18 protein-coding genes are annotated in these 12,705 nt (G+C 50.7%); 12 read left to right on the top strand and 6 right to left on the bottom strand.

Annotation, left to right across the window (positions count from 1 at the left end):
* The first annotated feature begins 24 nt into the window (after positions 1-24).
* From rpsD to ABLV11_RS06220, 6 genes are all read left to right on the top strand, one after another.
* Positions 25-645 carry a 30S ribosomal protein S4 gene (rpsD, locus tag ABLV11_RS06245; RefSeq protein ID WP_004106330.1) on the top strand — a complete coding sequence of 207 codons (621 nt, stop codon included), beginning with the start codon at positions 25-27 and terminating at the stop codon, positions 643-645.
* Positions 646-670: 25 nt separating this feature from the next.
* Complete coding sequence (rpoA, locus tag ABLV11_RS06240) at positions 671-1,660, top strand: DNA-directed RNA polymerase subunit alpha (protein WP_002919219.1); 990 nt, start codon at positions 671-673, stop codon at positions 1,658-1,660.
* A 40-nt stretch (positions 1,661-1,700) separates the two neighbouring features.
* Positions 1,701-2,087 (top strand): 50S ribosomal protein L17, encoded by a 387-nt coding sequence (gene rplQ, locus ABLV11_RS06235; protein WP_004106324.1) that lies wholly within the window; start codon positions 1,701-1,703, stop codon positions 2,085-2,087.
* A 106-nt stretch (positions 2,088-2,193) separates the two neighbouring features.
* On the top strand, positions 2,194-2,562 hold the full coding sequence (locus ABLV11_RS06230) for a DUF1992 domain-containing protein (RefSeq protein ID WP_070555152.1): 369 nt from the start codon (positions 2,194-2,196) through the stop codon (positions 2,560-2,562).
* A gap of 2 nt (positions 2,563-2,564) precedes the next feature.
* Positions 2,565-2,990 carry a Zn(2+)-responsive transcriptional regulator gene (gene zntR, locus ABLV11_RS06225; protein ID WP_004106312.1) on the top strand — a complete coding sequence of 142 codons (426 nt, stop codon included), beginning with the start codon at positions 2,565-2,567 and terminating at the stop codon, positions 2,988-2,990.
* A gap of 58 nt (positions 2,991-3,048) precedes the next feature.
* Positions 3,049-3,309: an alternative ribosome-rescue factor A gene (locus ABLV11_RS06220; RefSeq protein WP_126488137.1), complete on the top strand. Its 261-nt coding sequence runs from the start codon at positions 3,049-3,051 to the stop codon at positions 3,307-3,309.
* Here the strand turns inward: ABLV11_RS06220 and mscL are convergent.
* The 5 genes from mscL to def all read right to left on the bottom strand — a co-directional run bounded on the left by mscL (position 3,263) and on the right by def (position 8,028).
* Positions 3,263-3,676: a large-conductance mechanosensitive channel protein MscL gene (gene mscL, locus ABLV11_RS06215; protein WP_126488139.1), complete on the bottom strand. Its 414-nt coding sequence runs from the start codon at positions 3,674-3,676 to the stop codon at positions 3,263-3,265. The genes ABLV11_RS06220 and mscL overlap by 47 nt on opposite strands.
* Before the next feature lie 140 nt (positions 3,677-3,816).
* Positions 3,817-5,193 (bottom strand): Trk system potassium transporter TrkA, encoded by a 1,377-nt coding sequence (gene trkA, locus ABLV11_RS06210; protein ID WP_004106309.1) that lies wholly within the window; start codon positions 5,191-5,193, stop codon positions 3,817-3,819.
* 21 nt (positions 5,194-5,214) lie between these two features.
* Positions 5,215-6,504 (bottom strand): 16S rRNA (cytosine(967)-C(5))-methyltransferase RsmB, encoded by a 1,290-nt coding sequence (rsmB, locus tag ABLV11_RS06205; protein WP_105890665.1) that lies wholly within the window; start codon positions 6,502-6,504, stop codon positions 5,215-5,217.
* A 52-nt stretch (positions 6,505-6,556) separates the two neighbouring features.
* Positions 6,557-7,504 (bottom strand): methionyl-tRNA formyltransferase, encoded by a 948-nt coding sequence (gene fmt / locus ABLV11_RS06200; RefSeq protein ID WP_126488141.1) that lies wholly within the window; start codon positions 7,502-7,504, stop codon positions 6,557-6,559.
* 14 nt (positions 7,505-7,518) lie between these two features.
* A complete protein-coding gene (gene def / locus ABLV11_RS06195) occupies positions 7,519-8,028 on the bottom strand; it encodes a peptide deformylase (RefSeq protein ID WP_004106306.1) in 510 nt (169 codons plus the stop codon).
* Positions 8,029-8,157: 129 nt separating this feature from the next.
* Here def and dprA point away from each other — a divergent pair, with 129 nt between their 5' ends.
* The 6 genes from dprA to ABLV11_RS06165 are packed head-to-tail and all read left to right on the top strand — an operon-like array spanning position 8,158 to position 11,950.
* Positions 8,158-9,282 carry a DNA-protecting protein DprA gene (gene dprA / locus ABLV11_RS06190; RefSeq protein ID WP_126488143.1) on the top strand — a complete coding sequence of 375 codons (1,125 nt, stop codon included), beginning with the start codon at positions 8,158-8,160 and terminating at the stop codon, positions 9,280-9,282.
* Positions 9,254-9,727, top strand: a complete 474-nt coding sequence (gene smg, locus ABLV11_RS06185) for a DUF494 family protein Smg (protein ID WP_004106298.1) — start codon at positions 9,254-9,256, stop codon at positions 9,725-9,727. The genes dprA and smg overlap by 29 nt, the downstream gene beginning before the upstream one ends.
* A 27-nt stretch (positions 9,728-9,754) precedes the next feature.
* The gene (locus tag ABLV11_RS06180) at positions 9,755-10,297 is read left to right on the top strand and encodes a type I DNA topoisomerase (protein ID WP_004106296.1); all 543 of its coding nucleotides are present in this window, start codon (positions 9,755-9,757) and stop codon (positions 10,295-10,297) included.
* 4 nt (positions 10,298-10,301) lie between these two features.
* Positions 10,302-10,874, top strand: a complete 573-nt coding sequence (gene tsaC, locus ABLV11_RS06175; RefSeq protein WP_126488145.1) for an L-threonylcarbamoyladenylate synthase type 1 TsaC — start codon at positions 10,302-10,304, stop codon at positions 10,872-10,874.
* A gap of 3 nt (positions 10,875-10,877) precedes the next feature.
* Positions 10,878-11,696 (top strand): shikimate dehydrogenase, encoded by an 819-nt coding sequence (gene aroE, locus ABLV11_RS06170; protein ID WP_126488147.1) that lies wholly within the window; start codon positions 10,878-10,880, stop codon positions 11,694-11,696.
* Positions 11,693-11,950, top strand: a complete 258-nt coding sequence (locus ABLV11_RS06165) for a DUF1488 domain-containing protein (RefSeq protein ID WP_126488149.1) — start codon at positions 11,693-11,695, stop codon at positions 11,948-11,950. The genes aroE and ABLV11_RS06165 overlap by 4 nt, the downstream gene beginning before the upstream one ends.
* Here the strand turns inward: ABLV11_RS06165 and ABLV11_RS06160 are convergent.
* Positions 11,926-12,480, bottom strand: coding sequence for a gamma carbonic anhydrase family protein (locus ABLV11_RS06160; RefSeq protein WP_004106285.1), 555 nt, complete (start codon positions 12,478-12,480; stop codon positions 11,926-11,928). The two genes, ABLV11_RS06165 and ABLV11_RS06160, sit on opposite strands and share 25 nt — an antisense overlap.
* Positions 12,481-12,705 lie beyond the last annotated feature (225 nt).

The raw sequence follows: 12,705 nt of genomic DNA, 5'->3' as shown, positions 1-12,705 counted from the left end.
TTCTAGGATTGTTGGAGAAAGAAAATGGCAAGATATTTGGGTCCTAAGCTCAAGCTGAGCCGTCGTGAGGGCACAGACCTGTTCCTTAAGTCTGGCGTTCGCGCGATCGATACCAAGTGTAAAATTGAACAAGCTCCTGGCCAGCACGGTGCGCGTAAACCGCGTCTGTCTGACTATGGTGTGCAGTTGCGTGAAAAGCAAAAAGTTCGCCGTATGTACGGTGTGCTGGAGCGTCAGTTCCGTAACTATTATAAAGAAGCAGCGCGTCTGAAAGGCAACACCGGTGAAAACCTGTTGACTCTGCTGGAAGGTCGTCTGGACAACGTTGTATACCGTATGGGCTTCGGCGCGACTCGTGCTGAATCACGTCAGCTGGTTAGCCACAAAGCTATCATGGTAAACGGTCGTGTTGTTAACATCGCTTCTTATCAGGTTAAAGCGAATGACGTTGTCAGCATTCGTGAGAAAGCGAAAAAGCAATCTCGCGTGAAAGCCGCTCTGGAGCTGGCTGAGCAGCGTGAAAAGCCAACCTGGCTGGAAGTTGATGCTGGCAAGATGGAAGGTACGTTCAAGCGTCTGCCGGAACGTTCTGATCTGTCTGCGGACATTAACGAACACCTGATCGTCGAGCTTTACTCCAAGTAAAGCTTAGTACCAAAGAGAGGACACAATGCAGGGTTCTGTGACAGAGTTTCTAAAACCGCGCCTGGTCGATATCGAGCAAGTGAGTTCGACGCACGCCAAGGTGACCCTTGAACCTTTAGAGCGTGGCTTTGGCCATACTCTAGGTAACGCACTGCGCCGTATTCTGCTCTCATCGATGCCGGGTTGCGCGGTGACCGAGGTTGAGATTGATGGTGTACTTCATGAGTACAGCACCAAAGAAGGCGTTCAGGAAGATATCCTTGAAATCCTGCTCAACCTGAAAGGGCTGGCGGTGAGAGTTCAGGGTAAAGATGAAGTCATCCTTACTTTGAACAAATCTGGCATTGGCCCTGTGACCGCAGCCGACATTACCCATGACGGTGATGTCGAAATCGTCAAGCCGCAACATGTGATCTGCCACCTGACCGATGAGAACGCAGCTATTAGCATGCGTATCAAAGTTCAGCGCGGTCGCGGTTATGTGCCGGCTTCTGCCCGAATTCATTCGGAAGAAGATGAGCGCCCAATCGGCCGTCTGCTGGTCGACGCATGCTACAGCCCGGTAGAGCGTATTGCCTACAATGTTGAAGCAGCGCGTGTAGAACAGCGTACCGACCTGGACAAGCTGGTCATCGAAATGGAAACCAACGGCACAATCGATCCTGAAGAGGCGATTCGTCGTGCGGCAACCATCCTGGCAGAACAACTGGAAGCTTTCGTTGACTTACGTGATGTACGTCAGCCGGAAGTGAAAGAAGAGAAACCAGAATTCGATCCGATCCTGCTGCGCCCTGTTGACGATCTCGAATTGACTGTCCGCTCTGCTAACTGCCTCAAGGCAGAAGCTATCCACTATATCGGTGATCTGGTACAGCGTACCGAGGTTGAGTTGCTGAAAACGCCGAACCTGGGTAAAAAATCTCTTACCGAGATTAAAGACGTGCTGGCTTCACGTGGTTTGTCTCTGGGCATGCGCCTGGAAAACTGGCCACCGGCAAGCATTGCTGACGAGTAACCGGATCACAGGTTAAGGTTTTACTGAGAAGGATAAGGTCATGCGCCATCGTAAGAGTGGTCGTCAACTGAACCGCAACAGCAGCCATCGCCAGGCTATGTTCCGTAACATGGCTGGTTCGCTGGTTCGTCATGAAATCATCAAGACGACCCTGCCGAAAGCGAAAGAACTGCGTCGCGTAGTTGAGCCGCTGATTACTCTTGCCAAGACTGATAGCGTTGCTAATCGTCGTCTGGCATTCGCCCGCACTCGTGATAACGAGATCGTGGCAAAACTGTTTAACGAGCTGGGCCCGCGTTTCGCGAGCCGCGCCGGTGGTTACACTCGTATTATGAAGTGTGGCTTCCGTGCAGGCGACAACGCGCCGATGGCATACATCGAGCTGGTTGATCGCTCTGAATCGAAAGCAGAAGCTGCTGCAGAGTAATCTGTAGTAACGTAAAAAAACCCGCTCCGGCGGGTTTTTTTATATCCTCCCTATTCCTGCTTGTTTACAATATCTGCATTCTTTTGTTCATCGCCGGAGCCGTATTATGTGGTTACTGGATCAGTGGGCAGAACGCCATATTCTTGATGCACAGCGCAAAGGTGAATTGGATAATCTTCCGGGAAGTGGCGAACCACTGATTCTGGATGATGATTCACATGTGCCGTCCGAGCTACGCGCAGGTTATCGACTACTCAAGAATGCGGGTTGTTTACCTCCCGAACTTGAAAATCGTAAAGAAGCCGTGATGCTAAATGACTTACTTAAAGGCGTTCAGGAGTGCGATCCCCGCTATGCTGAGCTGAGCCGTCGTCTTGCGCTGCTCGAGCTAAAGCTGCGGCAGGCGGGCTTAAATACTGACTTCCTGCGTGGGGATTACGCTGATAAGTTGCTGCATAAGATTAATGAGGAGTAATCATGTACCGCATAGGTGAACTGGCTAAATTGGCTGACGTTACTCCTGATACCATCCGCTATTATGAAAAACAGCAGATGATGGATCATAACGTGCGTACGGAAGGTGGATTTCGTCTCTATTCGGATAACGACCTGCAGAGACTGCGTTTTATCCGCTATGCCAGGCAGCTGGGTTTTACGCTGGAATCGATCCGCGAACTTCTCTCGATCCGCATCGATCCGGAACATCATACCTGTCAGGAATCTAAAGGCATCGTGCAGGCTCGTTTGAGTGAAGTGGAATCCCGTATTAAGGAACTCCAGGCTATGCGTCGTTCCTTACAGCGGCTCAATGATGCTTGCTGCGGCACAGCGCACAGCAGTGTCTATTGTTCCATTCTTGAAGCGCTCGAGCAGGGCGCCAGTAACAGAAATACCGGGCGTTGATTTATTCAGCATTCACGTCTACACTCACGCCGATTTCATTTACCAATCTGGAGATTTTATGAGCCGCTATCAGCACACTAAAGGGCAGATAAAAGATAATGCCATCGAGGCCTTGCTTCATGACCCGTTATTCAGGCAACGAGTGGAAAAGAATAAAAAGGGGAAAGGCAGTTATCAAAGAAAAGCAAAACATGCGGGGCGGGATGGTCGGGAGGCCAGTGGCAAGAAAGTGATTAACTTTTTTACCACTGGCCTTCTGGTTTTAAAGCCTTTTAAGGGCGATTGTTCTGTTCTTTCAACAGGTCACGAATTTCGCTAAGCAGGACTTCTTCTTTAGTCGGAGCAGGTGGTGCTGCCGGTGCCTCTTCTTTTTTCCTGTTCAATTTGTTCATCAGTTTGATTGCCATAAAAATAGCAAAAGCCACGATAATAAAATCGAATACATTCTGGATGAATACGCCATAGTGCATTACGACAGCGGGAATGTCGCCCTGGGCATCTCGCAGCGTTACAGCAAACTGTTTAAAGTCAATTCCGCCGATGAGCAAGCCTAGCGGCGGCATAATAATATCGGCAACCAACGACGATACGATTTTACCAAATGCTGCACCAATGATGACACCGACTGCCAGATCAACCACGTTCCCGCGCATCGCAAATTCGCGAAATTCTTTTAAAAAACTCATTTTATTCTCCTTGAGCCAGCGAACACTGATAAGTTTAACAAATGTATTCCTATTTTCCATTATTAGGAAATAATTGCAGGAAAATATTATCCTTTGATATATAAGGGATAAAAGAAAGGCGTCTTGTCGACGCCTGATAACTACAGAAAGAAAGGGCTTGGCTGGAATAGCCTCTCCACATCAGAGATGAATTTTTTGTCAGTCAGGAACATAACTACATGATCCCCTTGCTCAATGCGCAGATTGTTATTCGCTATCATGACATCATTACCGCGTACAACTGCGCCAATAATTGTTCCTGGCGGAAGTTTAATCTCATCAATCGAACGTCCAACAACCCGTGAAGTGCTTTCGTCTCCGTGCGCCACTGCTTCAATGGCCTCAGCGACGCCGCGGCGCAGCGAGGAAACACCAACAATATCCGCTTTGCGGACATGGCTGAGCAGCGCGGATATGGTTGCCTGCTGCGGTGATATTGCAATGTCGATCACGCTCCCCTGGACAAGATCGACGTAAGCCCGTCGCTGGATCAGTACCATGACTTTTTTGGCGCCCATTCGCTTCGCGAGCATGGCAGACATGATATTGGCTTCATCATCGTTGGTTACAGCGATAAAAAGATCAACTTGATCGATATGTTCTTCAGCCAGTAATTCTTGATCTGAAGCATCGCCGTAGAAGACGATGGTATTCTGCAGCTTTTCTGCAAGCTCTGCGGCACGCTGTTGATTACGTTCAATGAGTTTGACGCTGTAATCTTTCTCCAGCTTATGGGCGAGCCCGGCGCCAATGTTTCCGCCGCCGACCAGCATGATGCGTTTATAAGGCTTTTCCAGACGCTGAAGCTCGCTCATGACTGCTCGAATGTGCTGCGAAGCGGCGATAAAGAACACCTCATCCCCGGCCTCTACAATTGTTGAGCCCTGGGGTCTGATAGGACGATCGTGGCGGAAAATGGCCGCTACGCGTGTATCAATATGCGGCATATGTTCGCGCATAGTCGAAAGCGCATTTCCCACCAAAGGACCGCCATAATAGGCTTTAACGACCGCCAGGCTGACCTTTCCTTCAGCAAAATTGACAACCTGCAAAGCGCCTGGATACTCGATCAGCCGGTAAATACTATCAATTACCAGCTGCTCAGGTGCGATAAGGTGATCTATAGGAACCGCTTCTGAATGGAAAAGTTTGTCGGCATCGCGAACATAATCCGGCGAACGGATGCGAGCAATACGATTTGGCGTATTAAACAGCGAATAGGCAACCTGGCAGGCCACCATATTGGTTTCATCGGAGCTGGTCACCGCAACCAGCATGTCGGCATCATCCGCACCGGCCTCACGTAACACGCGCGGATGCGAGCCATGCCCCTGAACCACCCGGAGATCAAATTTATCCTGAAGACTACGAAGGCGGTCGCCATTCGTGTCGACCAGAGTAATATCGTTGTTCTCTCCGACGAGATTTTCCGCCAGAGTTCCGCCGACCTGTCCTGCGCCCAATATGATAATTTTCATCAGTCGCGACTCGTTATCTCATCACTTTTTGATTAGCTTAGCGTAAAAGAAGCCGTCACCTTCTTCAGCACCAGGCAAATTTTGTTGGCCTGGTAACTCTGGCGTTCCGGTTTCGCTGAGTACCGCATCCGCCGTTCGTTGCAGAAAGGCTTTAATTTGCAGGCTATTCTCCTCTGGTAATACGGAGCACGTCGCGTAAACCAGGGTTCCGCCGGATTTCAGGTGCGGCCATACGGCATCCAGAATTTCCGACTGAAGCTGGGCCAGTTCTGCGATATCGCGATCCCGGCGCAGCCATTTGATATCCGGGTGACGGCGAATAACACCGCTAGCGGAACAAGGCGCATCCAGCAGGATACGATCGAACTGTTGTTCGCCGCACCACTGTGATGGATGGCGTCCATCACCCTGTTTGACGGTTGCCTTCATTCCCAGTCGCTTCAGGTTGTCATAGACGCGGGAGAGCCGCTGCTCGTCAATATCGATGGCGAGAACCTGTGCTTCGGGAGCCGCTTCGAGAATATGCGTGGTTTTACCGCCCGGAGCGGCGCAGAGATCCAGAATTTGCTCGCCGTTTTTGGGGGCGAGGAATGTGACGCAACCCTGAGCGGAGGCATCCTGAACGGTAACCCAGCCTTCTTCAAACCCTGGCAGTGCATGGACTGGTACCGGTGTTTCCATGCGTACAGCGTCAGGATAAGCGGAATGCGTAAACCCTGACATACCCGCCTCTTCCAGCAATGCCAGCCAGCTGTCGCGCGTGTGATGGAGACGATTCACGCGCAACCACATTGGCGGACGCTGGTTGTTCGCATCCACGATGGCTTCCCACCGCGCTGGATACGCTTTCTGCAGACGTTTTAATAACCAGCCTGGGTGTAAGAAGCGAATGTCGCTACGAGAAAATTCAGACAACAGCTCTTCCTGCTGGCGCTGAAACTGGCGCAATACGCCGTTAATCAACCCTTTAAGCTGTGGACGTTTAATCGCGACTGCGCCTTCAACCGTTTCCGCCAGTGCGGCATGCGGTGGGATACGCGTATAGAGCAGTTGATATAAGCCCACCATAATCAGGTAGTGAACGATACGCTGCTTACCCGTCATCGGACGAGACATTAGCTTATTGATTAGCCAGTCTAATTGCGAAAGCGTACGCAGCACGCCAAAGCATAGTTCCTGAAGCAGCGCTTTATCTTTATCGGATACTTTTTGCTGCAGTGAGGGCAGAACGTTGCTTAGTGATTGCCCTTGTTCGAGAACCTGTTCAACGGCCTGCGCTGCCAGGCTACGTAAATTGAGTTGTTTTTTCATAAACACAAAAATAAAAATGCCCGGCAACACCGGGCGTATTAAGAAGGGGCCGTCAGACCAGACGGTTGCCAGGAGCGAACCATTCCCGGCGCGAGTTTAAAAGATCCTGGGCGCTCATTGCTTTTTTACCGGCCGGCTGCAGCGAGAGTAGATTCAGAATACCGTCGCTGGTTGCTACCTGAATCCCCTGTTTTGTCGCTTCAATGATGGTCCCCGGTTCGGCAGCTGTGGCCGTATTGATAACCGATGCCTGCCAGACTTTTATCGGCTGGCCATCAATTTCTATCCAGCTCATAGGCCACGGATTAAAGGCGCGAATGCAGCGTTCTAACTGAGCAGCGGAAAGAGACCAGTCGATACGCGCCTCTTCTTTGCTGAGTTTTTGTGCATGGGTAACCAGCGCTTCATCCTGAACGACCGGTTTTGCGGTACCCGCGGCAAGCTGCTTAAGGGTTTCAATAAGCCCTTGCGGCCCCAGGTTAGCCAGTTTGTCATATAACGTTCCGCTGGTATCTTCTGCGGTGATGGGACACGCAAGCTTATACAGCATGTCGCCCGTATCAAGCCCGACATCCATCTGCATGATTGTTACACCGGTCTCGGTATCACCAGCCCACAGCGAACGTTGTATTGGCGCCGCTCCGCGCCAGCGTGGAAGCAGCGAACCATGAACGTTAATGCAGCCAAGGCGCGGCATATCCAGCACCGCTTTCGGCAAAAGCAGACCATAGGCTACGACCACCATGACGTCTGCATGCAGGTCAGAAACTAATTGCTGATTATCCTGCGGGCGTAACGAAGCTGGCTGAAATACCGGTATGCCTTTCTCCTGCGCCAGTACTTTAACCGGGCTGGGCATGAGTTTTTTACCCCGGCCAGCTGGACGGTCTGGTTGTGTAAACACGCCAACGACGTTATGTCCAGAGGAGAGCAGCGCGTCAAGATGACGCGCTGCAAAATCAGGAGTACCCGCAAAAATAATACGTAGTGAATCTGACACGTTAATTCTCGTCCTTAAGCTCGGGCATTCAGGCGGTCAAGTTTCTCAACTTTTTGACGAATGCGTTGTTGCTTGAGCGGAGACAGATAATCGATGAACAGCTTACCAACGAGATGATCCATCTCATGCTGAATACAGATTGCCAGCAGACCGTCAGCTTCCAGTTCAAACGATTTTCCTTCGCGATCGAGCGCGCGGATTTTCACTTTTTCTGCACGCGGCACTAAAGCGCGTTGTTCAGGAATAGAGAGACAGCCCTCTTCAATGCCGGTCTCTCCGCTCTTTTCCAGCAGCTCCGGGTTGATTAATACCAGCTGCTCATCACGATTTTCCGATACATCAATAACGATGATCCGCTGATGGATATCCACCTGCGTTGCGGCAAGACCAATACCTTCTTCAGCGTACATCGTCTCGAACATATCATCGACGATACGCTGAATTTCCGCATTTACTTCTTCAACCGGCTTTGCGACTTTGCGAAGGCGCTCGTCCGGAATATGTAACACTTGCAAAACTGACATAGTTATCCAGAGTTGTGTTCAGGAGTTGGAAAGATTATTACCTCTATTCTAGACAAAACCCCCTGCAATTGACAGTCTCGCTGTCCAATCGCAATGATTGTTAAAGTCGCTTGTGGCAGGGGGATGGGGATGACGCCGAAGGAAATTTGGATACGTTTGATGAGAGTGAGCAGCCTGTATGGCGACAGTGCTGTCAACGTCGCTCGTCAGTTATGTTCATCTCCGACGTTAGATCATGAGAATTTACGAGCCTGTGGTTTGAATCTGGCGCAATCGAAGCACTTTCTTAGCGTTAACCAATGCGAGATTGATTCCACTCTGCAGTGGCTCGAGCAGCCGAGTTGCTATCTACTCACCGTCGAAGATCTGCTGTACCCACCTCAATTGCGGGCTATTGTGGATTTTCCCGGTGCCCTTTTTGTCTATGGAGATACTTCGCTACTTAGTAGCCGGCAGCTGTCAGTTATCGGAAGTCGAGCGCATTCGTGGTATGGCGCCCGCTGGGGGAAATTATTTAGCGAAGCTTTAGCGGGTTATGGCATTACGATCACTAGCGGTCTGGCTCTTGGCATCGATGGGATCGCCCATCGTGGTGCGCTGGAAGGCAAGGGTAAAACGGTTGCCGTTTTAGGGAACGGGTTACGCGAAATCTATCCTCGTCGCCATCAGGCGCTGGCGGAGCAGATAATTCGCAACGGTGGAGCCGTAATTTCTGAATTTCCACTTTTTACTCCGCCTTTGCCGGGGAATTTTCCCCGGCGTAATCGGATTATCAGCGGCCTGAGCGCCGGTGTGTTAGTTGTTGAGGCCGCACTGAAAAGCGGTTCGCTAGTGACAGTTCGTTATGCTCTGGAGCAGGGAAGGGATGTATTTGCCCTGCCCGGGCCAATTGGCAGTCCTGGCTCGGAAGGACCCCATTGGCTCATTAAGCAGGGAGCGATTCCCGTAACGGCGCCTGAAGACATCATTGAATACTGGCGGGATGATCTACAGTACATTGTTCCCAAGCCGGATGGCGCAAATAATTGCGCGAATCTGCCTTCTGTAGCATTGCCATTTCCAGAGCTCCTGGCTAACGTAGGAGATGAGGTAACACCTGTTGACGTTGTCGCTGAACGTGCCGGCCAATCTGTGCCAGTAACCGTAGCCCAGCTACTTGAACTGGAGTTAGCAGGCTGGATCGCAGCTGTACCCGGCGGCTATGTCCGATTAAGGAGGGCAAGCCATGTTCGACGTACTCATGTATCTGTTTGAAACTTACATCCATAATGAAGCAGAAATGCGCGTGGATCAGGACAAGCTGACTCGGGATCTTACCGATGCCGGTTTTGAACGAGAAGATATCTATAACGCCCTGATGTGGCTTGAGAAACTGGCTGATTATCAGGAGGGGTTGGTTGCGCCTATGCAGCTTGCTTCCGATCCTCTCTCGCTACGAGTATATACGGACGAGGAGTGTCAGCGTCTTGATGCGAGTTGCCGGGGGTTCTTACTGTTCCTTGAGCAAATTCAGGTGTTGAACCTCGAAACACGGGAAATGGTGATAGAGCGTGCGCTGGCGCTGGATACGGCGGAGTTCGATCTGGAGGATCTCAAATGGGTGATTCTGATGGTGCTGTTCAATATTCCCGGTTGCGAAAATGCCTACCAGCAAATGGAAGAATTACTCTTTGAAGTAAATGAAGGTATGCTGCATTAACTTTTTTGCTGCGACATTAGAATTGTTATGACCAAAACAGCGCTGTTTTCGGTGCGTAAAAACGAACCCTGCCCGCAGTGTGGGGCTGAACTGGTGATACGCTCCGGGAAGCACGGGCCTTTTCTCGGCTGTTCGCATTATCCTGACTGTGACTATGTCCGTCCCCTTAAAAGCCAGGCGGACGGACATATCGTCAAAGTTCTGGAGGGGCAAACGTGTCCGTCTTGCGGCTCTGTGCTGGTGCTACGGCAGGGACGTTTTGGTATGTTTATCGGGTGTAGTAGCTACCCTGATTGTGAACATACTGAATTGATTGATAAGCCAGATGAAACCGCAATACCCTGCCCGCAATGCGGACAAGGGCATCTGGTGCAGCGCCGTTCACGTTTTGGTAAAAACTTCCATTCCTGCGATCGTTACCCCGATTGCCAGTTCGTCATTAATTTCAAACCAGTAGCGGGCGAGTGCCCCGAGTGTCATTACCCGTTGCTAATCGAAAAGAAAACGGCTCAGGGCGTTAAGCGCTTTTGTGCCAGCAAACAATGTGGAAAGCCGATATCGGCGGAATAAATCTGTGAATAATAACCTGCCCTCCGAAGCCATCGTTCGTGCTGTGGAGCTTCTGAATAATCAACATGTCATCGCCTATCCTACGGAAGCCGTTTTTGGCGTCGGTTGCGATCCCGATAGCGAAAAGGCCGTCATGACTCTGCTTGCCCTTAAACAGCGTCCGGTTGAAAAAGGATTGATCCTGATCGCCGCTAGCTTTGAACAACTCAAGCCATACATTGACGATACGCGGCTTAGTAATGAGCAGCTCGCGGCTATTTTTTCCTGCTGGCCTGGTCCGGTGACGTTTGTCTTCCCCGCCTGTGCTTCAACGCCGCGTTGGTTGACTGGGCGCTTCAATTCATTGGCTGTCAGAGTTACCGATCATCCGCTGGTCGTTGAACTGTGCAAGGCTTACGGTAAGCCGCTGGTTTCAACCAGCGCAAATTTATCGGGCCAGCCACCTTGCCGCACGACCGAGGAAGTTTATACGCAGTTTGGCGCTGACTTTCCCGTCATTGATGGGGCAACGGGAGGACGTCAAAATCCATCTGAAATTCGTGATGCCTTGACGGGCGAACTCTTCCGCCAGGGATAATTCATGGAAACTTATGCCGTCTTCGGACATCCTATCGCCCATAGTAAATCGCCGTCTATCCATCGGCTTTTTGCACAGCAGCTGCAAATTGCGCATCCCTATGGACGTATCCTGGCTCCGCTCGATGATTTTGTTACCACGCTTGACGCCTTCTTTAATGAGGGTGGCAAGGGCGCTAACATCACCGTACCTTTTAAAGAAGAGGCCTTTGCGCGAGCTGACGAGTTAACCGAACGTGCAGCGCTGGCCGGCGCAGTTAATACGCTTAAACGGCTGGAAGACGGCCGGCTGCTTGGCGACAATACGGATGGCATCGGGCTCTTAAGCGATCTGGAACGGCTTGAGTTTATCAAACCTGGATGCCGGGTATTGCTTATTGGCGCGGGTGGCGCTTCACGTGGGGTATTGCTGCCCCTTTTATCTCTGGATTGCGCCGTTACTATTGTCAATCGTACCTTTTCTCGCGCTCATGAACTGGCTACGCTGTTTGCTCATACTGGCAGCGTCCGTGCTTTGGATATAGAAGCATCAGGCAATGAGGAATTTGATCTCATCATTAATGCGACATCCAGCGGCATTGACGGGGACGTTCCTGCAATTCCTGTGAGTTTAATTAACCCTCATGTCTGCTGCTATGACATGTTTTACCAGAAAGGTAGTACGCCTTTTTTATCCTTATGCCAGCAACACGGTGCGACAAAATGCGCTGATGGGTTAGGAATGCTGGTGGCGCAGGCTGCTCATGCGGTGCTGTTGTGGCACGGCATTCTGCCAGATATAACTCCAGTCATTGCCGCTTTACAGAAGGAGCTGAATGCATGAACCAGTCTATTCAGTTTCCTGACAGGGAAGTGTGGGATGAGGCGCACCAATGTATCGCTTTTCCGGTATTAGTAAACGGTATGCAGCTAACCTGCGCCTTAACGTCATTGGTGCTCAAGACGCGTTTTGGTGGGGAAGAACCTACGCAATGGCTGGCCGCATTTCGTGAACATCGCTGGGATCTGGAAGATGAAGCCCAGGTTCTGATTCTCGACCAGCAGGAAGATGCTCAAGGTTGGATCTGGTTTTCCTGAGTCAGGTAGTCACCCTTCCACTTTACATAGTTATTCGCTGAATATATGAGTCCGGCGATTTCCGCCTCCGTCAGGGGGCGTATCTGCTTTACAGGGTTGCCAAAGTAAAGGTAGCCACTCTCAAGGCGTTTATTCTGTGGTACCAGGCTGCCTGCGCCAATCATTATATCGTCTTCTACAATCACGCCATCCAACAGAATCGAACCCATGCCGACCAGCACACGGTTACCGATGGTGCAGCCGTGTAGCATGACCTTGTGGCCGACAGTGACATCATCGCCAATGATAAGTGGATTGCCTCGCGGGTTTGATGAAGACTTATGAGTAACATGTAAGACACTACCGTCCTGGATGTTAGTTCGAGCGCCTATTTCTACATAATTCACATCACCGCGAATCGCGACCAGCGGCCAGATACTGACATCATCAGCTATTCTGACGTCCCCGATCACTACGCTACTGGCGTCGATCATTACCCGTTGACCCGTTTTCGGGAATAACTCTTTATAGCGACGCAAACTGTTGGTCATAGTTACCTCAATAAAATAAGGGAGTGCAAAGACTTTGGGTGCTTTTGGGGCCTCCTGCAACCCTTTATTGTGGTAAAAATTGAACGAATTGCGCAAGAATGCTGCGAAGAGGCGGAAAAAGCATCACATGAAAAAAAAGATCGAAAAAAGGCTTGTGCAAAAAAATGGGATCCCTATAATGCGCTCCCACTGACACGGAACAACGGCTTACAGCCCGCCGGGTCA

This window comes from Klebsiella sp. GW_Kp181, assembly GCF_040062315.1.
Taxonomy (GTDB): domain Bacteria; phylum Pseudomonadota; class Gammaproteobacteria; order Enterobacterales; family Enterobacteriaceae; genus Klebsiella; species Klebsiella oxytoca.
The sequence above is the reverse complement of the archived record's forward strand: the minus strand, read 5'-3'. Positions and strand labels throughout refer to the sequence as shown.

Excerpts from the sequence above, each read along its gene's own strand:
- rpsD (WP_004106330.1), top strand. The coding sequence starts at position 25 with ATGGCAAGATATTTGGGTCCTAAGCTCAAGCTGAGCCGTCGTGAGGGC.
- rpoA (WP_002919219.1), top strand. The coding sequence starts at position 671 with ATGCAGGGTTCTGTGACAGAGTTTCTAAAACCGCGCCTGGTCGATATC.
- rplQ (WP_004106324.1), top strand. The coding sequence starts at position 1,701 with ATGCGCCATCGTAAGAGTGGTCGTCAACTGAACCGCAACAGCAGCCAT.
- ABLV11_RS06230 (WP_070555152.1), top strand. The coding sequence starts at position 2,194 with ATGTGGTTACTGGATCAGTGGGCAGAACGCCATATTCTTGATGCACAG.
- zntR (WP_004106312.1), top strand. The coding sequence starts at position 2,565 with ATGTACCGCATAGGTGAACTGGCTAAATTGGCTGACGTTACTCCTGAT.
- ABLV11_RS06220 (WP_126488137.1), top strand. The coding sequence starts at position 3,049 with ATGAGCCGCTATCAGCACACTAAAGGGCAGATAAAAGATAATGCCATC.
- mscL (WP_126488139.1), bottom strand. The coding sequence starts at position 3,676 with ATGAGTTTTTTAAAAGAATTTCGCGAATTTGCGATGCGCGGGAACGTG.
- trkA (WP_004106309.1), bottom strand. The coding sequence starts at position 5,193 with ATGAAAATTATCATATTGGGCGCAGGACAGGTCGGCGGAACTCTGGCG.
- rsmB (WP_105890665.1), bottom strand. The coding sequence starts at position 6,504 with ATGAAAAAACAACTCAATTTACGTAGCCTGGCAGCGCAGGCCGTTGAA.
- def (WP_004106306.1), bottom strand. The coding sequence starts at position 8,028 with ATGTCAGTTTTGCAAGTGTTACATATTCCGGACGAGCGCCTTCGCAAA.
- dprA (WP_126488143.1), top strand. The coding sequence starts at position 8,158 with ATGACGCCGAAGGAAATTTGGATACGTTTGATGAGAGTGAGCAGCCTG.
- smg (WP_004106298.1), top strand. The coding sequence starts at position 9,254 with ATGTTCGACGTACTCATGTATCTGTTTGAAACTTACATCCATAATGAA.
- ABLV11_RS06180 (WP_004106296.1), top strand. The coding sequence starts at position 9,755 with ATGACCAAAACAGCGCTGTTTTCGGTGCGTAAAAACGAACCCTGCCCG.
- aroE (WP_126488147.1), top strand. The coding sequence starts at position 10,878 with ATGGAAACTTATGCCGTCTTCGGACATCCTATCGCCCATAGTAAATCG.
- ABLV11_RS06165 (WP_126488149.1), top strand. The coding sequence starts at position 11,693 with ATGAACCAGTCTATTCAGTTTCCTGACAGGGAAGTGTGGGATGAGGCG.
- ABLV11_RS06160 (WP_004106285.1), bottom strand. The coding sequence starts at position 12,480 with ATGACCAACAGTTTGCGTCGCTATAAAGAGTTATTCCCGAAAACGGGT.